Origin of the sequence: Roseibacillus ishigakijimensis, assembly GCF_016595415.1 — a bacterium.
Lineage (GTDB): Bacteria > Verrucomicrobiota > Verrucomicrobiia > Verrucomicrobiales > Akkermansiaceae > Roseibacillus > Roseibacillus ishigakijimensis.
Window position 1 is genome coordinate 18273 of the sequence record NZ_JAENIO010000040.1, and the last position, 19978, is coordinate 38250.

Sequence of the window (19978 nt, forward strand, 5' to 3'; positions counted from 1 at the left end):
GAACAAAGAGAGGCCGAGGGCGGGTTCTCTTTGGTGGTGACGGTCACTCTCATGATTCTCTTGTCTCTGATTGCGGTCGGATTGTTGACCCTGTCGTCTTCGACGATTCGGAGCACGCAAGCCGGGATGGCCCGCCTGGAGGCGGAGAGCAATGCTCGTCTGGCCCTCATGCTGGCGATTGGCGAGCTGCAGACGACCATTGGTCGCGACCAGGCCATCACCGGGCCGGCCGGAATTTTTGACGGTTCTTTGGAGACGAACAATCATTACACCGGCGCTTGGGAAGCCCGCCAAAATCCGCGCGACGCCAATTCCGAAGACGGGCTCGGCCGCCGCATCAACTATGATAGCCAGGATTCCTTCCTGGGTTGGCTCGTTTCCAATGCGGTGGGCAATCGCCAGGACAGCGTGTCGCTCTTCCAGCAGGGCGGAGTGCGAAACCCGGTCAAGATGGTGGGTTCCGGCACGGTGGGTTCGGATGAAGACAAGTTCGTCTCGGCTGGCCGGGTCCCTTTGCAAAGGGAGTCCCAAGTCGGAGGTCAGGCTGGCAATCGCACCAACGGGAGCCTCGCCTGGTGGGTGAGCGAGAATGCCACCAAGGTTTCACTGGGAGTGCGCGATGAGAAGACCTTGTTGGCTGATGGTGCTGGAGTGCGGCCCAAGTTGAGCGTCGGTGATGATCTGGCCCGCACCGGGGTTCCGGGAGTTTTCGGTCTCGACGCCATTGAGGAATTCAATTGGGAGTCCAATTCGGAAAGCACCAACAAGGCCTACACCTTTGCCACCGCTTCGTTGGCCTCCGACATCGCCCCTGAAGTTCTCAAGGATTATTACCACGATGTCGCTCTCGGCTCGCGCTCTCTGCTAACCAATGTCACCACCGGCGGCTTGAAGAAAGACCTCAGTTTGTTCTTCGAAGGGGAGCCCGAGTCCGGTGATTGGGAGGGCACGGTATTGGAAGGTAATGCCCCCAAGGGACCCTACGGGCTGGATTCTCTCAGTCCTCACAATGAATATGACACCGGGCATTGGAAGACGCTGCGCCAGCACTATGCCATCCATAAAAACGACCGTCGCTCTGGCAACCGCGATTTGTTGGCGGGTGACCTTTCCCTGAAGGCGGTCGATGACTTCAACCCGCCATCCGGCCTGAAGCATCCCTATCCCTCCTGGAATCATCAACGCAAGTTGCTCACTCCGGTCATCCAGCGGGTCTGCTACATCCTCTCCATCGGGGTGCAGGATGCCACCCAAGGCCGGGTGAACGAGGAGCGGCTCAATCAAATTACTCCCCGGCTCAAGCAGTTCGACAAGGAGATCAACAAGTATATCGTGACCTTCCACGCCTATCCTGCCGTGGTTTTGTGGAATCCCTACAACGTGCCCATGGAGTGTCCGGGATTCTCGGTCGGGAACATGGGCATGTCCTTGGAGCATGCCGTCAATGTCTTCGGGCGGGAAGTGGACTACCAATGGATCGATCACAGTTATCAGGGCAATTCCGCCCAATGGAATGTCATTGGGATGACCGTGGATGAGTCCTTCACCATGGAGCCGGGTGAAGCCAAGATGTTCTTTGGCACGGATGAGGTCTATCGCACCACCAGCCAGTTCTACACCCGGGGAGAGTCGGTTCGCAGCATTTCCAGCATCGATTTCGACCCCCGGCCCAACAAAAACTACTTCTCGGCGGGAATCGTCAAGAATGGAGTCATCGGCGACACCTACAACGCGGGTGATGCCAATTTTCCTGGCGAGAACCTTCTCAGTGGGATGTATGTGAGTGCCATGGACCAGATCAATGTTACGACCAACGTCTTCACCCCACAGGGTTCGAAGAACTCCGGTCCGCGCGCGGATTACGATGGTTTGGTCTATTACGCGACCTATTCTTCCCTCGATGTCCGCATGATTATGCGCAGCTTCCCCAGTGGTTGGCGCACCACCCCGCTGTGGTGGACGCAGTGGGCGGGCGGCGGAGGCAACCGGCCCCGCGCTTCCAAGTGGTCTGCCAAGGTCAGTTGGCGGAACGATCAGGGCACCGCAACCTCCGATCAGGGAGTCCTGAATTCTCAGTTTAACATTGCCGACTTGGCCAGTGGGCGGAAGGTGCCCTTCATGCTGGTGGATCTCCGTCTCAAGTCCACGGATGGTGATCTAGACGAAAAGAATCCCAACGTGACCTGGCTGCACAACGTGCCCCATCATTCCTATGCCGGAATCTCGGGGCAAGGCACCTCCGGAGTGACCGAGAGCCAGGCTGGGAACCTCGATACAGCGTTGCACTCGCGCCCCTACACCGTGGTTTACACTCCAGTGCAGACCGCCGACGAGGCCTGGACCCAGTTGCAGCTCGACAGCGTCGATGGGGAAGTGCGTCCCTTCATGGGCAATAGCTATTGGCCTGGCGGTCAGCACAAGGCCATCGCCACCGAGATCCCCTTCGCCCCCCTGCAATCCATCGCCCAGCTTCAGCACGTGGCCCAAGTGCCCATCGATGCCACCCGCTGGTCGAATTTGAGCCTGCAAAACTACGCCATCGGCAATTCCTTCGCCAATCCCCACGTCCCCAGCGACGCCATTAGCAAGGAAGGCTGGCGTGTTTGGCTCGACTCCCGCGTCGACAATGCGGACAGCCGGACCAGCATGCTGCCCGACCTCGATGGCAAGAAATGGCATGAGACCACCAACGGTCAGGGCCCTCCGACCGAGCACTTCAAGCCCACCAAGCACCTCGACCGTAGCTACGTGGCCAACACCCTGCTCTGGGATGACTTCTTCTTCTCGGGCTTTGCCGACTATGATGGCGAAGTCCTCAGCGACCTCGATGTGGAATCGATCCAGAAAGATGACTTGATGGAAGAATTCTTCGACGGTGAGAAGCAATTGCCCAATCCGCGTCTTCTTCCCGTGCGGGGAAACAAGGAGCCCCGTGAGTTGGCGGAGGAACTCGAGGAACAGGATGGCTACCAGAAGGCGGCCGCTTATCTCGAAATGGAAGGTGGTTTCAATGTGAACTCGACCTCCAAAACCGCTTGGAAAGCCTTCCTCGCATCCAACCTCCAGAAGGGCCAGCCGACCTTGAACGTAGGACGGCGCACTACCGTCAATGGCGAGTCGGAGCTGAGCAGTCTCGACAACTACATCATCAGTCGCTACTCCCTGGCGGCGGGAGGCCCGCAGCGGGGCACTGCCAGCGATGCCGAGAGCTGGGCAGGCTATCGGGTGGTCAGCGAGCAGGAGCTCGACGAGCTGGCCGAGGAAATCGTGGTGGAGGTCAAGAAGCGTGGCCCCTTCCGCTCGGTGGCCGAGTTCGTCAATCGTCGCTTGGACCGCTCCAATCCTGAATTGGCAGTGAAGGGCGCCTTGCAAGCAGCCCTCGATCGCTCCCTGAACAAGCAGCTGGATGGCGACCGCATTAGCTCGGGCGAAATCAAGGGCACCGACTATGAGTTCGCGGAGGCGGCCCTCGTTTCCCGCCATGCGGGCACTCCCACCTATGTAATGCAGGGCGACCTTTTGCAGTCCTTGGGTTCGATGATTCAAGTGCGCTCCGACACCTTCACCATTCGCGCCTATGGCGAGTCTTCCAACGGAGAAGCGCAGGCCTGGTGCGAAGCCACCGTGCAACGGGGGATCGATTGGGTTGACCCCGCGAACGACCCCGAGGATTCTACTGAAGAGTTGAACGACTTGAACGAGCGCTTCGGCCGCCGTCTCCGGCTCGTTTCCTTCCGCTGGCTCGCCCCTTCGGAGGTGTGAGGTCGTCAAAGACGGCAAAGATTATCATTTATGAAAAGACCACTTATCATTTTGGCCCAGTTGGCCTTCTTCGCTCTCGCAGGAGGGGCCGCCTGGGCCCAGGAAGAAGCGGCTCGCAAGATCACCTATCGCATCACCGGCTTTGGCAGCGGCGTGCAGTCGCTCGCCAACCAGCCCGGGGGCGAGAGCTTCCAGTTCTCGGACCGCAATGTCTCCAATCCGTTGGAGGCAAATTTGCGGGATCAGCTATTCCTCGATTTCTACGGAGAGGGAGCTGCTGCCGGAGAAGCGCCGCTTTTTTCCGTGAAAGTGCCTGCGGGCACCAAGGAGGCCTTGGTCCTCGTGTCCCGGCAGGGAGAGGATTTGGCGGGCAAGGTTCTCGACTTGCAAGCCCTCGGGCTGCAGGGCGGGGGACAATACTTTTTCAACATGCTCTCCGTGCCCATCATGGTCGAGTGTGGGGAGGGAGCCCGGCCCGTGGTTATTGGTCCTGGAGGACAAGAGAAAGTGGACCCGCCTGGTGATGACAAGGTCCTTCAGACCCTGTCCTATGCCGATGACAAGCAACGGAAGGTGAAATTCAGCAGCAGCGTTTACTTCAAGGATTCCACCGCGCGCAAGCTCGTCTTTTGCGTCGCCGAGAAAGGAGCCCGGCTGCCCAAGGCGATTCCCATCGCGATCTACGACCGCGAGGAGAATTCTTAAAAGAGAGGCCACTCGGCTGTAGAATCAGCAACCGTCTTCGCTTACTCAGCTGGAGGCGGTTTTTTTTTGCTTTGGTGTCACCGATGCCCCCCAGTCCGGGATGGGGGGAACCATCATCCAGAGGGGGGGCATCCGTGCCAGCATGTCCAGGAAAGTTGTCGCTACGCAGGTTGTGGCAAAGCTCGTGGCCCTACCGCTAACAACGCTGTCATGAGTAGAGGAGAGGGTCGGTTTTTTGGCAATTCCCCTAATAAGGCGTAGTCAAATGAACACCTATCGGTCAGCAAGAAAGAGCCACGGCAAAGAGGCCGACCCGGCCCCGCACACGGAAGGCCCGATAGATGGAGGTCGTGTATTGGTGCACGGTGTGGACGCTGAGGGAGAGTTCTTCCGCAATCTCCTTCTCGTTGTAGCCGCGTAACAGCAGCGAGAGAGTTTCTCGTTCCCGGGGAGAGAGCACCTTGGTCGAGGGAGGAAGGAGGCCGCGCACAAAGAAGAGGCGGCGCTGGAGCATCCCCGTGCCCGCGATGGCGAGGTAGGCCAGGCGACGGGCCCGCTCGTCAAACAGGCCTTGCTCCGCAGTCCGGTCGAGCACAAAGTAGGACTCGCAGTCCTTGCTGACATGGAAGACAGCCTGCATGCGCTCGGCCACCCCGTAGATGGGCTGCAGGTATTCGCGCAACACCCAGTATTCTTCCCATTCTTCGTCGGAGATGACGTCTTGTCGCAGATGAATGCGCGTTTTGCCAGCATTGCGGGCCCCGTGTTGGGTGAGGTGGTCAAAGCCATGTTCCCGGATCTTCTCCAGAAAGAATTTGGTCACTTTGTCTTGTTCTTCCTCACTGAGTTGATGAAGAGGTTTGTAAAGATCAACCACCCACCATTTGTCGAAAACTTTGACAGAGAAGACATCGCAGGGGGTGAGGCCCCGCTGCGCGGCATACCATTGGCAGTCACAGGCCCCAATCAAATCGCGTAAACCAATCATGAAATGTTTGAGCGCCGCCTGACTTCCCAAGCTTAACTTGTCATTGGTGCTTTGCCAAAGTTCGGCCAATCGGCGTTCATCATCGGGCGTAATCAGTTCGGAGGAGGTGGGCGAGGACATGGCGTTGTTGTGGGGTGCAAAGGAGAGAAACGATCAAAACACTTCTTTTCTAACAGAATTTGCTCACGAGAGCAATGAAATCTCGTTAGGATTGCTTTTGGGCCCCTGCTGTTGGCCGGGGCGTTTCCGCCGAGGGGGGGAGCCACCGGACACTTTGGGATTGCCGGAACAGTTGGCAGACGGACGGAGGACAAAAAAAAGCCCTCCTCCCGGAGAACCGGGGGAGGGGTAAGAGGGGTGCTTTGTTTCTTTTACAAGCGTTCCAGAATAGCGTCGGTGATCTCAGCGGTATTGGCCAGCTTTTCGCCCGCCGCCTTGCTGTGGATATCGCCGGTGCGGAAGCCATCCGCGATGGTCCGGGCCACGGCGGCATCGATGGCGTCGGCGGCCTCGATGGCGCCGAGGGAGTAGCGCAGCAGCATGGACAGGGAGAGAATCTGCGCGATGGGGTTGGCGATTCCTTGGCCGGCAATATCGGGTGCCGAGCCCCCGGAGGGCTCATACATGCCGAAGCTGAGGCCTTCTTCGTTGATTTCGGCCAAGGAGGCGGAAGGCAGCATGCCCAGGGACCCCGAAATCATGGCCATCTCATCGGAGAGAATGTCGCCGAAGAGATTGCCCGTCACGATGACATCGAACTCGGGCGCGCGGCGGATGAGCTGCATGGCGGCATTGTCCACATAGAGATGGTCCACGGTCACGTCGGGATAGTGGGTGGCCACCTCCTCGATCACTTCCCGCCACAGCACGGAGACCGCGAGGACGTTGGCTTTATCGACCGAGGTCAGGCGCTTTTTGCGACCTTGGGCGGCTTTGAACGCGACGTGGGCGATGCGCTCGATCTCGGAGCGCCGGTAGACCATGGTGTCGAGCGCAGCTTCTTCCCCTTCCCGCTCTTCGCGGCCCTTGGGGGTGCCGAAGTAGATGCCGCCGGTGAGCTCGCGCACACAGAGGACGTCAAAACCCGCTGGAATGAGCTCGTTCTTTACGGGAGAAGCATCGATGAGCTGGGGCAGGCAGACGCCGGGGCGAAGGTTGGCGAAGAGACCGAAGTGTTTGCGCAAGGGCAGTAGCGCACCGCGTTCAGGCTGGGTGTCGGGGGGCAGGTTTTCCCACTTGGGGCCGCCGACGGAGCCGAAGAGAATGGCATCGGCCGCTTCGCAGGCCGCCAGGGTCTCGGCCGGGAGGGGGGAGCCACTGTCGTCGATGGCCGCGCCCCCGACCAGATGGGTGGAGGCTTCGACTTGGAGGGAGAATTTTTCCGCAACGGAATCCAGAACGCGCAGGGCCTGGTCCATCACTTCGGGACCAATGCCATCGCCGGGCAAGACTGCAATTTTGTGTGCCATGTGGCGAGAGGGCATGCCACGCCCGCGCGACGAGGTCAAGGCGCGGACGCAGTGAAGAAGGCGGGGGTCAGTTGAGCTTCAGGCGCTCGTCCTCGGCCAGGAGAGTGGCCAGATTCTCCCAGCCATTTTCAGTCTGGAGGTTGAAGACGTGCAGGTAAACGGTGACCACTTTGGGATCGAACATCTCCAGGAGACGGTCCACGGTGGTCTTCAGCTTTTCATCGTCCAGCGTTTCGGGCAGATCGCCGATCACCTGGCCATTGCCATCGTGCTCGATTTCCATGCGGTCGCAAAAGGTGCGCAAGAGGTCTTGCTTGCCCTTCATGAACCATACCTGCAGAAGGTGCTCGCCCACCAGGTCCTGAGTTTTCAGCTTCAGGATTTTGTGCATGAAAGTGATCTGCTCCGCGACCGACTTTTTCTGCAAGAAGACCAGGCGCAGGTTGCGGGCTTGTCCCAGGGACTGCAGGGTGGATTTGTAGAGGTTGCGTTCTTCCTCGCGCATCCAGCGGAAGAGGTCTTCAACGACGGCGGGATCGACTTCTTGGTAAATTTGGTGAGCTTTCACAGGTAGTTGCGTGAGGAGGGAACGTGCTTTCCCCTCGCCCCCGATGCAAGCGCGAAACGCCCGGTGGGGCAAGGATGGGAATTTCGTCGGTGACCAAGGGACCAATTGCCCGGGCCGGTAGGGCGGAGCGGCCCGCTCCCCGCCCACTCTGTCCATTGAACGCTTATCGATCTTTTCGAGTGGACGGGAGTTCTGCCGGACTCGGGCTAGATCGTCTCTCAAGAAGTCCGGACAAGCCCAAGCTATTCTACCGTTCCATCGGGGCGGCTATCTCGGATGGACAAAATTTTTTGGCGAAAGGGGAGACAGATTGCGGTTCAGGTGGCATTGATAGGGGTGACGAGGTGATGAAGCGCACGCGAAATCTAGCCCAAGAGTGGAAGGAGTGGCTGGCCCGAGAGGGCGGTCGGCTCCTGATGTATGCCCGGCAGCGGACAGGGTCTCTGGAAGAGGCGGAGGATGTGCTGCAGGATTCCCTCATCCGGCTCTGGGGCTATCAAAAAGAAAGGGGCTATTGTCCCCCGGATGTGCCGCTGGCCTTCTCCGTGCTGCGTCTGGTCGCGATGGACGCCGGGCGCAAGAAAGGTCGCCGCAAGAAGCGCGACGAGAAGGTCATCCAGTTGCACGACTATGACGAGCATTGGCTGGACCCGACCTTGGAGGATGACGAGGAGGCTCTCTTGCTGCGGCGGGCGGTGGAGGGACTGAGCGACAAGCTTCGTGAGGTGGTCACTCTGAAAGCTTGGTCTGGACTCACCTTTGCTGAAATCGGAGCCATTTTGAAAATTTCCCACAACACGGCAGCTTCACGCTATCGATATGCGCTGGAACTTCTGCAGCGTGAGTTGAACCACTTGAAGGAGGAACGTCATGCCTGAGTCCATGGGAATAAAAGAGATTGAAGCCGGGCTGGAGCGGCTCATGCCGAGGGGGCTGGGGAATGAAACTCTGGAGGACTTGGAAGTCCTCATTGATGAGATGGCAGAGGAAGCTCCCGCCAGCTTGTCCGCGGGACGACCCTACCGCTGGTCGCTTTCGCTCGGATTTGCTGCCGCCCTCCTGCTCTCTGTGGGGGGGATGGCGTGGCATTTTTCCGCTCGCGAGGGAGAGAGCCGGATGCGGGCCGCCGTTTCTGCTGATGGGGAGGCACTGGAGGCCTTCGCTCCCGCAACGGGCATCGAGCTCCTTGCCCAGCAAACGTGGATTGAGTCGGGTTCCGAGCTCGGAATCCAGCCCTTGAGCGAGACCGGGGAGGCTCGGCGCGCGTGGTCTTACTCTGGAGTTGAGGAAGAGCGCGTTCTGCATCAGGGGACGGGATACGAGGTCATCATACAACGCGAGTTCGATGCCGAGCTCTATGCCGCCAGTAGTCTCTGATGAAACGATTTTTTCTTCTATTCGTGCTGCTCACAGTCGCTCTCGGAGCCGAACGGCATGAGGATCGGCGGCGGGGGCCCCGCGAGCACAAGGGGCCTTGGCTGGGGGTCGACCTGCGGTGGCTGGAGGAATCGACAGCGGCCCAGTTGACCAACGTGCCCAAGGGGTTCGGGCTCTTGGTGGACGAGGTGGAGCCCGATTCGCCGGCTGAGGCGGCGGGCTTGCAAGCTCACGATGTCCTCTGGAAGCTCGATGATCAGCTTTTAGCCAACAAGTGGCAGCTCTACGCGCTCATGAAGCATACCGGGGTGGGTAACGAGGCCCAGCTCACGGTCTCGCGGCGGGGAGAGAATATCAATTTGGCGGTTACTTTCGCGACTCGGCCCGAGCGTCACGATGAGATTGTGAAAGCGGCCAAGGAGGTGCTCATGCCGCCCATTCCCGGCGATGTCGTGCGGCATTTTGATCTGGGGAAACGTTCCGGATTCATCGCCGAGGGAGAGGTCACGGTCAGCTTGACGGAAGTGCTCGATGGCTATCTCTACGTCATCAGCGACGGGGAAGAGGTGCGGCAGAAAGGCACCTTGGATGGGCCGGAGCCGAAGGATTGGCCTAAGGACCTTGATGAGTCCACCCGGCGCAAGCTGACGGCTCTTTTCCAAACCCTGCAAAATGCCGAGGAGAGGGATGAGCACAATCCGCGGGTGCCCCGGGTGCGGCGGGTGCCCGTGCCGGAAGAAAGCACAAAAAAGTGACTTTTTCGGGCAAAGGATCAGAAAGAGACGAAAAACCTTTGCCAATTGCGCGCTGTCTTCTCAAGGTTCGCCCGATGCATCCTGATGTCGCGAAACTCGTAGAGGCGGGTCGAATTAACGAAGCTGTTGGAAACCGTTTAAATGAGTTGGCTCCCGGGGCCTTTTGTTTGCACAAAAGCTGGGGAGCCGGAAAAGTCACCGACTGGGATTTGTTCGGCGGCAAAGTGACGATTGATTTCGAGCGGGCCCGGGAACCCCAGACCATGGGGCTGAAGCTGGCCATCCAGAAGACCGAGCCCTTGGAGGCGGATGACTTCCGGGCCGAGCGGGTGGCCAAGATGGGGGAATTGCGGGCCTTGGCGGCAAATGATCCGGCCGAACTCATCGTGCGCATGCTGCAGAGTCATGGCGGGAGCTTGAAGCCCGATGCGGTGGACAAAGAGCTTTGCGGCACCGTTGTGCCCGAAGAAGATTACAAAAAGTGGTGGGACAAGGCCAAGAAGATTGCCCGCGAGGGAGGACGGGTGGTTGTGCCTTCCAAGCGCACCGAGCCGCTGGTGCTCCGGGACGAGAATATGAGTCCCCTGGAGTCGCTGGTGGAAGAGTTTCGCGCCGCGCGCGACCTCAAGACCAAGATCAACGTGCTCGATTCCCTCAAGAATGAGACCGACGGGCTGAAGGAAGAAGGGGAGACCCTCCAGGGGATCGCCAATGACATCGATGAATCGGTCAAAAAAGGAATCCGGCTCAACCTGGGCCAGGCACTCGACTTGCTGGCTTGTCGCGACGAATTGTTTGAAGTGGTGGAAGGCCAGGAGCTGGCCGATGGCTCCCTGCGCATCCAAGACGCCCTTCTCCTTTCCGACGGGGATGTGGCCGAGGAAGTGACCTCGCTCGCGGCGGCTCGGCAGCGGCGAATTTACGAGGCTTTTCCCGCCGCTTATGGCGACGAATGGCTCACCAAGCTGATGAGTGTTTTCGAGAAGGTGGGCACCCGGGGCGTCAATGAGATTGCCAAAATGCTGCTCGCCAAAGGCCAATTCGAGCCTCTGCTCAAGCACATCAAAAAAGGGATTTCCCTGCGCACTCTCAGTGGCGAGGCCCTGATGTGGATTTGCCGGGAGCGCACCGGCAATGCGGAAGAGGTCTTCTCCACCGATGTAGGCTTCGCCATGTTATCAGTCATCGAGGCTGGCGCAGTGGATGATGGCCCCCGCAAGGGCACGCGCCTGCAGAACCTGCTCATGGATGACAAAAAGCTCATTGCCGACCTCTTGAAAGGAGTGGATGTCAATGAAGCCCGGAACTTCGCCCGCAAGCTCTTGCAGAGCCCAGCCCTTGCCGAGCTGGACCGCAAGTCGCTGATGGCCCGCGTGATCAAGGCTCATCCGGAGACCCAGGACCTGGTGACGGGTGAGGCCAAAGAGGAGAAGGACGAAACCATCGTCGTGTCTTGGGAAAGTCTCAAGAAGCGGAAGGCGGAGTTCGAAGACCTGGTCACCAATCAGATTCCCCAGAACCTCAAGGACAAGAAGCTGGCGGCCTCCTATGGCGATTTGCGGGAGAACTTCGAGTATCACGCCGCCAAACAAAAGGAAGCGGTCCTCAATCGCCAGCGCATGGAGATGGAGAAGGAGATCGAGCTCGCGCAGGGAACGGACTTTGCCAAACCTGACACCTCGGCCGTGACCATTGGCACCATCGTGACCCTGGAGGTCGCTGGGCGGGAGAAGAGCTACACCATCCTCGGTGCTTGGGACTCCGTGCCCGAGAAGAACGTCGTCTCCTATCTCTCCGAAGTCGGGCGGGTGCTCATTGGCAAAAAAGTGGGCGAAACCGTAGCCGTGAAAGATTTGGAAAGCGAAGTGCTGGAAACCTGCACCATCAAATCAATTGAAGCCTACAACAAAGGCTGAAATTCATTCTCATACCCCGAAAAAACACACCCAAAAAAGTTATGTCTGAAACGACAATCACATCAGTAGTAGGACGCGAGATCATCGACTCTCGCGGCAATCCAACCGTGGAAGCGGAAATCACCCTCGCCAACGGAGCCTATGGTCGCGCGGCCGTGCCCAGCGGCGCGAGCACCGGTGAGCACGAGGCTTGGGAACTCCGTGACGGAGACAAGTCCCGCTATCTCGGCAAAGGGGTTTTGAAAGCTGTTGAAAGCATCAACGAGAAAATCGCCGATGCCATCGTGGGGCTTGATGCCGTGGACCAGACTGAAGTCGACGCCGCGATGTTGGCTCTCGACGGCAGCAAGAACAAGAAGGAGCTGGGAGCGAACGCCATTCTCGGTGTCTCCCTGGCCACCGCGCACGCCGCCGCAGCTGGCATCGACATCCCTCTCTACCAATACTTGGGCGGTCCCAATGCGAAGGTCTTGCCCATGCCCATGATGAACATCATCAATGGCGGCTCTCACTCCGATGCCCCCATCGATTTCCAGGAATTCATGATCGTCCCCGTGGGGGCTCCCACTTTCCGGGAATCCCTGCGTTACGGGGCCGAGGTTTTCCATTCCCTGAAGAAGGTTCTCCACGATCGTGGTCTCTCCACAGCGGTGGGTGACGAGGGTGGCTTCGCTCCCAAGCTGGAGAGCGCCGACGATGCTCTCGCGGTCATTTCCCAGGCTGCGGAAGCGGCTGGCTACAAGATGGGTGACGATATCTGCATCGCCCTTGATGTTGCTTCTTCGGAGTTCTTCAACAAGGAGAAGGGCAAATACGTTTTCCACAAGTCCGACAATTCCGAGAAAACGGCCGAAGAGCTCGTGGCTTACTATGCCGAGCTGAAGAAGAAATACCCCATCATCTCCATCGAGGATGGTTGTGACGAGAACGACTGGGACGGTTGGAAGATTCTTACCGAGAAGTTGGGCCAGACCACTCAGTTGGTGGGCGACGATCTCTTCGTGACCAATGTGGACTTCCTCCAGAAGGGTATCGACTTGGGCGTGGGCAATTCCATCCTGGTGAAAGTGAATCAGATTGGTTCTCTCACCGAGACCCTGGACGCCATCGAGTTGGCGAAGGAAAACAGCTACACCGCAGTGGTTTCCCACCGCTCCGGGGAAACTGAGGATTCCACCATTGCCGATATCGCGGTGGCGACCAATGCCGGCCAGATCAAGACCGGTTCCATGAGCCGTTCCGACCGGATTGCGAAATACAATCAACTTCTCCGCATTGAAGAAGCTCTGGGCGACAACGCGGTCTTCGGTGGTAAGCTCAAGGTGAAGCCCTGAGGCGGACCTGCCAGCATTTGCTGAGCCTTTTCCTTTTCCATGAACCTCGTCCGGCCTCGCTGGACGGGGTTTTTTCTGCCAGGGCACCAGGGCCTCCGCTCCCAGGGGAAGGGTCTCGTGCGGGGGCGCAAAAAAAGCCGCTGGAAGAAGCTTCCAGCGGCCGTCTTACGAAAAAAAATCAGATAGGAAGGGCTTCAGGCGTCGCTGCCGTCCTCGTCGCCAGTGCCTTGCACTTCGAGGCGGAGGAAGACGTTCACTTCGCTGTGGAGCTTGATGTCCACTTCGTGCTCGCCAGTGGTCTTGATGGGCTTGTCGAGCTTGATCGCGGTGCGGTCGATTTCGATGCCGGATTCTTCCAGCTTCTTGTGGATGTCCATGCTGGTCACGGAGCCGAAGGATTTGCCACCAGCGCCGGTCTCGAGGGTGAAGACGGGCTTCAGCTTTTTGATGCGGGCGGAAAGCTTCTCCGCTTCGTTGAGCTCTTCAGTCTCACGCTTGGCGCGGGCCGCAGTCAATTCTTCCAAGTGTTTTTTGTTTTCCTCGGTCGCTTCGTAAGCCTTGCCCTGGGGGACGAGGTAGTTGCGAGCGAATCCGGATTTGACTTTCACAACGTCGGCTTCAGCGCCGAGATTGTGGATTTTGGTGCGGAGAATGACTTCGGTAGTGGCCATGATGAGAAAAGTTGAAGGGCGCAGGGTTTAGTGACTGGCCCCGACCTCGTCAAGGATTTTGCAGGGTCATTTTTGAAGAAAATGCGCTGGCGGGTGGGGGGAGGGGAAAATGAGGGGTGAAAAAGGTGGCTTTTTCGAGTTGGCATCGGTCAGGATAAGGGATGAGTTTTGTGCAGGAATTATTGCGGGACCTGGGTGGGCCCGTGGCGAAAGAGCTGGGCCAGCGGGAGGGGATGAGCGAGGATCAGTCCAAGAGCTTGTTGGAAGGGCTGGCTCCGGTGGTGTTGGGCGGGCTGAAGCGGCGGCAAGAGCAAGGAGTGGATGTCGAGTCTCTCGCCCGCCAGCTGGGTGCCCGCGAGGAGGGGGTGGACCAGCCCGGCAGTTTTTTCGATGGTCCGGCCGAGGCGGACTTGAAGGAAATGGGGGGGCTGGACCAGGCCAAGCAAGAGCAGGCGGCGCAGGCGCTGGCGCAGAAAGCCGGAATCGGGGTGGATTTGGCCAAGAAGGTCTTGCCGGTGCTCATTCCGGTGGTGCTTTCCTACCTGATGCGGAAGGGCAGCCAGGACGGGGCAACTCCGGACCGGAGATCCGGGATGAGTGCGATTCTCGATCGCGATGGGGATGGCAAAATCATTGATGACCTCGCCGGGATGGTGCTCGCCGGGCATGCCGGGGGGCGGGGCAAAGGCGGGTTGCTGGCGATGATTCTCGCCTTTTTCACCGGCCGCAAGTGAGCCGAGCTCCCGCTAGCGGGTGGAGTAATTGAGCGCGTGTTGCTTCATCTGGGTGGCCATCAGGTTGAGGGCATTGGCCCGGGTGGGCGCCAAGTGCTCCTTGAGGCCGGTCTGATCGACGAAGGACATGTCTGCCTGCAGGATGTCATCCGCTTTTTGTCCATCGAGGACGCGCACGAAGAGGGCGATCATTCCCTTGGTGATCAGGCTATCGGAGTCGGCCTGGTAATGCACGAGGCCGTCTTGGAAGGAGGAATCGAGCCAGACTTGGGATTGGCAGCCCTTGATGAGCCGATCTTCGGTCTGAAGTTCGGCGGGAAGGGGAGGCAGCTTTTTTCCCAAATCGATGACGTATTGGTAACGTTCGGTCCAGTCGGGGAAGAGATTGAGTTCGTCGAGCAGGCGTTGTTGGTTTTCAGCAATAGTCACAGGGCAAGGGAAGGGGTCGTCTCCGGGCGGACTGAACACCAGCCCGGGCCGGAACTCAAAGTTTTTTCTTCTCGCGCGGGCTAGCGGAGCATGAGGGCGGCCTTCTTGACTGCGGCCACCAGGGCATCCACTTCCGCGTGGGTATTGTAGGCGGCAAAGGAAGCACGGACCGTGCCGGTGATGCCGAAGCGGCCCATGAGGGGTTGGCAGCAATGATGGCCGGTCCGGACCGCGACCCCCATCTGATCGACGAGGGTGCCGAGGTCGTAGGGGTGGACGCCGGCGATAGTGAAGGAGAGGGAGCCGACGCGGTTGGCGGGGCCATAGAAGGTCAGGCCTTCGATTTCCCGCAAGCCCCGGGCGGCGGCTTCGATGAGATTCTGTTCATGGGCGGCCAGGGCGGGGAAATCCAGCTCGTGCAACCAATCGAGGGCTGCGGCGAGGGCGATGCTGCCCTCGATGTTGGGCGTGCCGGCCTCGTAGCGGAAGGGGAGGTCGTTGTAGGTCGATTTTTCGTAGGTGACTTCCTTAATCATCTCGCCACCACCGCGCCAGGGGGGCAGGGCTTCCAGGGTGTGGCTCTTTCCATAGAGGACTCCGATGCCGGTGGGGGCGTAAACCTTGTGTCCGGAGAAGACGTAGAAATCGCAGTCCAGAGCTTGCAAATCGACGGCCTGGTGGGCGATGCCTTGGGCTCCGTCGACGAGGGTGAGGGCACCAAGCTCGCGAGCGGCGGGGAGAAACTTCTCCAAGGGCACGGGGGTGCCGAAGGCGTTGGAAATCTGGGTGAGGGCCACCAGGCGGGTGCGAGGGCAGAGGAGGGCGTGGTAAGCGTCTTCGTCCAAGGTGCCATCATCGAGGACGGGAATCACGCGCAGCACGGCTCCGGTGCGCTCGGCCAGCATCTGCCAGGGCACGATGTTGGAATGGTGCTCAAGACCTGAGAAAAGGATTTCATCTCCTTCCTGAAGAGAGGAGGTCAGAATGTGGGCTACGAGATTGATGCCGTCCGTGGTGCCCGAGGTGAAGATAATCTCGTCGGACGAAGCGGCGTGGAGGTGGTGGGCGACGGTCTCGCGGGCGGCTTCGTGGGCTGCGGTGGCCCGCTGGGAAAGGTGATGGGTGCCGCGATGGATGTTGGCATTCAGGCTTTCGTAGTAGTTTCGCGAGCAGTCCAGCACGGCGCGGGGCTTTTGCACGGTTGCGGCATTGTCGAGATAGACCAGGAGCTGGCCGTGGACCTCGCTGGCGAGGATGGGAAACTGATCACGGATGGAAAGCGGGTCGAAGGACATGGACGGGTGGAAGGGCGTTGGCGCGGCCGCAAACTAGGGGAGGAGGCGGCGGGGTGCAAGGGGCGCGAGCCGAAGGGGGCTTTTTTCACCTCATTCCCATAAGAAAGGGCGCCTCCCTGCGGGGAGACGCCCTTTTTTGGATTGCCCGGGAAAGGGTGAAAAGTGCGTTGAGGGACGGCTTCAAAGGAGTGACTGCCAGCCGCTCGGAAGATTGGACGTTTTTTTCTTCTTTTTTCGTGAATCTGACTTTTCGGGGTGATTTTTGGCAAAATTCTCCAAAATGAGGAGGCTCTGCAATGACTGGCGACGGGGAGCGTATGGGCCGGTATGAAATCACATTTTCTTGGTCTGGGAGTTCTTGTTCTTTTCGCCGGAGGATTTGCCGCCGGGCAAGCCGAGCCGGCGTTGGCCCCCGGTGAGCCTTTCGACTATCCTTCACAGGCCTTCTATCCCGAGCGCTGGGAGGCCAAGGGACTCACTATGCCTCTGGTGCCTTGGAAGGGGGAGGAGGTGACCGTGCTCACCACCGATACGGAGTTGGATGGCCAGGTGATGGCGGAGTTCATCGCTCGTCTCGATGAGGGATGGCGCTTGTATGGCGAGCTTACGGGCGGCACTCCGCGGCCCTTCAAACAACATGAGGGGCAGGTGACTATTGTGGCCTTGCCGGCCAACGATCTCTCCTGTGGCTATGGCTGTGGCTACGTGGGGTCGACCGGGATTGAGATGACCCATTTTTACGAGGGCCATTACCCCGGCTTGCAAAAGGAGGCCCGCAATGTGCCCCATGCCTATTTCTACGAGATGGGCCGGAACTACTATGTCTTCGGCAGCCGCCACTCCTGCTTTGTCACCGGCTTTGCGGTCTTCATGCGCTACGTCTGTGTGGAGACGCTGGATTTGGTTGATCGCGACGAGGCCACCAAGGAGACGATTCTGGCGGCGATCGATGGCTACGAGAAGAGTGATTTGGGATTTGTGGAGGCCTTCACGGTGCAGGGTGGGCTGGCCGAGAAGGTGAATCGCCTGAAGGATGCGCAGGGCCGGGCGATCGGTCCCACCGACCAGCCAGTGATGTATGCCTCGCTGATGATGAGGCTGCGCCGGGACTACGGAGGCAATGACTGGGTGGCCCGCTTTTTCCGTCAATTGGAGACCGTTCCCGGCGAGCGGGCGCGCAGCGAGGCCGCGGCCCGGCGGCAGTGTGTGTCTTGGTTGGTGTGTGCCTCTCTGGCTGCCGGGGAGGATCTCAGTCCGCTTTTTTGTGATCGTTATCGCCTTCCCCTCTCGGAGCAGGGTCGGGCTGTTCTGGCTGGTGTGCAATGGGATAAGGATGGATTGACTGCGGGGGAAGTCATTGCCCGCTTGCCAAAGGAAGACCAACAGGGGGCAAAGTAGCCCGGGGGCGGCAGTGAGGGGGGGACAAGCTCATGAAGTCCACGATTCTCTTTTTTCTTCTTTCGCCCCTCACTCTTGTTCCACTTTCCGCCCAGTTTCAGGTCGGTTCCGAGAGCTATCCCACCTTGGCGGAGGTCCGCGATCAGGTGCGGGCTTTGCCCAAAGATGAGCCGGTCACGATTACAGTGGCGGCGGGGCGCTATGAGTTGACGGAGCCGGTCCGGTTCACGGCTGCAGACAGTGGTCGTCCGGAGGCCCCCATCACCTACCGCGCGGAGGGGGAGGTTGTTTTTGACGGTTCGGTGCCTCTCTCGCTGCAGGGCTGGGAGACGGTGGCGGGGGAGGAAGAGTTGGCCCGCCTGAGTGAAGCGGCCCGGGGGCAGGTGGTGAAAGTCGCGGTGCGCGAGGAGCAGGCGCACCAGCTGTTGCGTCAGGCCTCGCCCTCCCGCACGCTGGTCATGCAGGATGCGGAGCTCCTGCGCCTGTCGCGTTTTCCCAATGTCGGCTTTGCCCATGCCAAGGAACTCCTGGAGGCTGATGAGGGCACCCGCTTCCAGATCAAGCCAGTGATGGGGACCTGGGAAGAGCCCAAGGGCCCGCTCTTTACCCTGCGGGAGGAGCCTGCTGGAACCTGGCAGCAGTGGGCGCGCGAGGTCGAGTCGACCCGCCGGGTGATGGCCTCCGGCTACCTCAGTGCGCAATGGTATCGCTCCAGCCAGCGGTTGCGCTCGGTGGATGCGGAGACGGGGGCCATCCGTTTCGTGCAGCAGACTCGCTATGGGCTGGAGGAGATGGTGCATCAGTTCCAGTCCCGGCAGGCCTTCTACCATTTGCTCTGCGAGATCGATGAGCCGGGGGAGTGGTATTACGATCACGAGAGCCGGGAATTCTACTTTTGGCCGGTGGCTCCTGTCGGCGAGGAGACGCGTCTGTCTTTCAGTGCGGGGGAGGGGTTTTTGCATCTGGACGGGGCCAGTCATCTGCGCTTCGAGGGCTTTTCGGCCCGGGGCTTTGCCCAGGGAGAGATCGTGCGTATTTCCGGCGGGGAGGACAACGAGGTCCGCGCGGGTCAGTTCTTCCAATCGACGGCCACTGCTCTCTCGGTGGCAGGCAAAAACAACCGGGTGCGGGGCTGTGATGTCTTCGATGTCACTCGTTTTGCCCGTCTGGCTGGCGGGGTGGCCAGCTCCGCGGAGATCACGCCGGGCGGCAATGTCATTGCCAATTGTCACTTCTACCTTGATGCCTTGGCCGGGGCTTCGCCCAGTGTGGGCATCAGCGGGGTGGGGCAAATTTTCCGGAACAACCTCATCCACAATATTCCTGGTCAGGCAGTGGTCTTCCGTGGCAATGACCACCTCATCGAGCGCAACGAGTTTTTCAATATCGGCTTCGAGGAAGGCGATGGGGCGACGATCTATACCGGAGCCGAATTCTGGGGCTACGGGGTCAAGCTGCGGCACAACTTCCTTCACCACATCATGTCGACCGATGGTCTGATGACGCGCTCAGGCATCATGCTCGATGACCACCACTCGGGCACGGAGGTTCTGGAAAACATCTTTTACAAAACAGGCCATGGCTCCCTCGCCATCAACGGCGGAACGGGGTTGACCGTGCATGGCAACATCTTCTTGAACGGCAATCATGGCGTGTGGGTGCGCATCATTGGCGATGTGAAAGGACGCATTGCGAACCTGGCAAAGTTCGAGACTGGTGAGCTGAAGCGCGGTGACAAGCATGATTACATCTGGCGCACCGAGCAGGTAGTGGGGGAAAACGGCTGGAATAAAGAGCCTTGGACCAAGTATCCCACCTTTGCCAAAGTGATGAATCAGCCCAATGAACGGCGTTTTTTCCCCATCGAGATCGATGTGCGCGATACCTTGGGAGCGAATATGAGCGAAGGCCTCACTTATCGCCACCCGCAAATCCCGGCCGAGTGGTTGACCTTCCACGGCACGCGGGAGATTGATCCTCAGCAAGTGTTCCAGAATCCCGAGGCCCTCGACTTCCGCTACCGCGCGGAGAGTGCGGAGGGGATGCCCGCGATCCCGTTCCCGGAAATTGGCCTGGTGCTGGATGATAGCCGCAGGGCCATGCCGGAAAAAGCCGCCTACCGCCAGGTGGTGCGCGAGCACTTCCGTGGCCGTCCTTCCTGCGACCGTCGGGCCAAGTATGACTTCGACAAGGTCAATGAGACGATTTACTGGAACAGTGGTCGGGTGCTGCAAGAGCTGCCCCTCAGCCACTAGGGGCCGCTAGCGGGGCTTGCTTTTGAGGGCTTCGAAGACGGGCGGCGGCACGTAGCGCTGCACCGTCTTTTCCCACCCCAGTGGGCCAATCAGGCTTTCCACCATGCTGGAGGAGACCTGAGCCAGCTCGCGGGGCGGCATCAGGAAGCAGGTGGTGATGGTGGGGGCGAGGTCGTTGTTGATGTGGCGCATCACGCGCTCGTATTCGTAATCGCCGGGGGAGCGGATGCCGCGCAGGATGTAGGCCGCACCTTTTTCCGCCGCGTAGTCGACCAGATAGCGATTGTCGAAGTGCTCGATGGTGAGGTGTTCGTGGGGGGGG

16 protein-coding genes and 1 pseudogene are annotated in these 19978 nt (G+C 59.5%); 10 read left to right on the forward strand and 7 right to left on the reverse strand.

All coding sequences use genetic code 11. The features are described from left to right. Positions 1-51: 51 nt before the first annotated feature. Positions 52-3762 (forward strand): hypothetical protein, encoded by a 3711-nt coding sequence (locus JIN78_RS13510; RefSeq protein ID WP_200392514.1) that lies wholly within the window; start codon positions 52-54, stop codon positions 3760-3762. A gap of 30 nt (positions 3763-3792) precedes the next feature. Further along, entirely contained in the window at positions 3793-4467 is a 675-nt protein-coding gene (locus JIN78_RS13515) for a hypothetical protein (RefSeq protein ID WP_200392515.1), read from the forward strand. A 280-nt stretch (positions 4468-4747) separates the two neighbouring features. Here the strand turns inward: JIN78_RS13515 and JIN78_RS13520 are convergent, their stop codons facing one another. The 3 genes from JIN78_RS13520 to JIN78_RS13530 form a co-directional block, all read right to left on the reverse strand. Further along, a complete protein-coding gene (locus JIN78_RS13520) occupies positions 4748-5575 on the reverse strand; it encodes a helix-turn-helix transcriptional regulator (RefSeq protein WP_200392516.1) in 828 nt (275 codons plus the stop codon). Between the two features lie 251 nt (positions 5576-5826). Then, on the reverse strand, positions 5827-6924 hold the full coding sequence (gene leuB / locus JIN78_RS13525) for a 3-isopropylmalate dehydrogenase (protein ID WP_200392517.1): 1098 nt from the start codon (positions 6922-6924) through the stop codon (positions 5827-5829). A gap of 67 nt (positions 6925-6991) precedes the next feature. After that, positions 6992-7492 (reverse strand): hypothetical protein, encoded by a 501-nt coding sequence (locus JIN78_RS13530; RefSeq protein ID WP_200392518.1) that lies wholly within the window; start codon positions 7490-7492, stop codon positions 6992-6994. A gap of 347 nt (positions 7493-7839) precedes the next feature. Between JIN78_RS13530 and JIN78_RS13535 the strand changes: the two genes are divergently transcribed. From JIN78_RS13535 to eno, 5 genes are all read left to right on the forward strand, one after another. Next, entirely contained in the window at positions 7840-8370 is a 531-nt protein-coding gene (locus JIN78_RS13535) for an RNA polymerase sigma factor (RefSeq protein ID WP_200392519.1), read from the forward strand. After that, a complete protein-coding gene (locus JIN78_RS13540; RefSeq protein ID WP_200392520.1) occupies positions 8363-8869 on the forward strand; it encodes a hypothetical protein in 507 nt (168 codons plus the stop codon). The genes JIN78_RS13535 and JIN78_RS13540 overlap by 8 nt, the downstream gene beginning before the upstream one ends. After that, entirely contained in the window at positions 8869-9624 is a 756-nt protein-coding gene (locus JIN78_RS13545; RefSeq protein WP_200392521.1) for a PDZ domain-containing protein, read from the forward strand. The genes JIN78_RS13540 and JIN78_RS13545 overlap by 1 nt, the downstream gene beginning before the upstream one ends. A 167-nt stretch (positions 9625-9791) precedes the next feature. After that, on the forward strand, positions 9792-11540 hold the full coding sequence (locus tag JIN78_RS13550) for a GreA/GreB family elongation factor (protein WP_200392522.1): 1749 nt from the start codon (positions 9792-9794) through the stop codon (positions 11538-11540). Positions 11541-11581: 41 nt separating this feature from the next. After that, positions 11582-12874 (forward strand): phosphopyruvate hydratase, encoded by a 1293-nt coding sequence (eno, locus tag JIN78_RS13555; RefSeq protein WP_200392523.1) that lies wholly within the window; start codon positions 11582-11584, stop codon positions 12872-12874. Positions 12875-13068: 194 nt separating this feature from the next. Here eno and rplI read toward each other — a convergent pair whose 3' ends face one another. After that, on the reverse strand, positions 13069-13545 hold the full coding sequence (gene rplI / locus JIN78_RS13560) for a 50S ribosomal protein L9 (protein WP_200392524.1): 477 nt from the start codon (positions 13543-13545) through the stop codon (positions 13069-13071). Positions 13546-13706: 161 nt separating this feature from the next. On the opposite strand from rplI, the gene JIN78_RS13565 reads away from it, so the two are divergent. Further along, a complete protein-coding gene (locus JIN78_RS13565) occupies positions 13707-14279 on the forward strand; it encodes a DUF937 domain-containing protein (protein WP_200392525.1) in 573 nt (190 codons plus the stop codon). Positions 14280-14291: 12 nt separating this feature from the next. Here JIN78_RS13565 and JIN78_RS13570 read toward each other — a convergent pair whose 3' ends face one another. Beyond that, a complete protein-coding gene (locus JIN78_RS13570) occupies positions 14292-14708 on the reverse strand; it encodes a SufE family protein (RefSeq protein ID WP_200392526.1) in 417 nt (138 codons plus the stop codon). Positions 14709-14788: 80 nt separating this feature from the next. Beyond that, positions 14789-16003 carry an aminotransferase class V-fold PLP-dependent enzyme gene (locus JIN78_RS13575; RefSeq protein ID WP_200392527.1) on the reverse strand — a complete coding sequence of 405 codons (1215 nt, stop codon included), beginning with the start codon at positions 16001-16003 and terminating at the stop codon, positions 14789-14791. Positions 16004-16330: 327 nt separating this feature from the next. Between JIN78_RS13575 and JIN78_RS13580 the strand changes: the two genes are divergently transcribed. Further along, the gene (locus JIN78_RS13580; RefSeq protein ID WP_200392528.1) at positions 16331-17401 is read left to right on the forward strand and encodes a hypothetical protein; all 1071 of its coding nucleotides are present in this window, start codon (positions 16331-16333) and stop codon (positions 17399-17401) included. A 32-nt stretch (positions 17402-17433) separates the two neighbouring features. Further along, positions 17434-19656, forward strand: coding sequence for a right-handed parallel beta-helix repeat-containing protein (locus tag JIN78_RS13585; RefSeq protein WP_200392529.1), 2223 nt, complete (start codon positions 17434-17436; stop codon positions 19654-19656). Positions 19657-19662: 6 nt separating this feature from the next. Here JIN78_RS13585 and JIN78_RS13590 read toward each other — a convergent pair. Continuing rightward, positions 19663-19978 (reverse strand): annotated as a pseudogene (locus JIN78_RS13590) (pantetheine-phosphate adenylyltransferase); the annotation flags it as partial.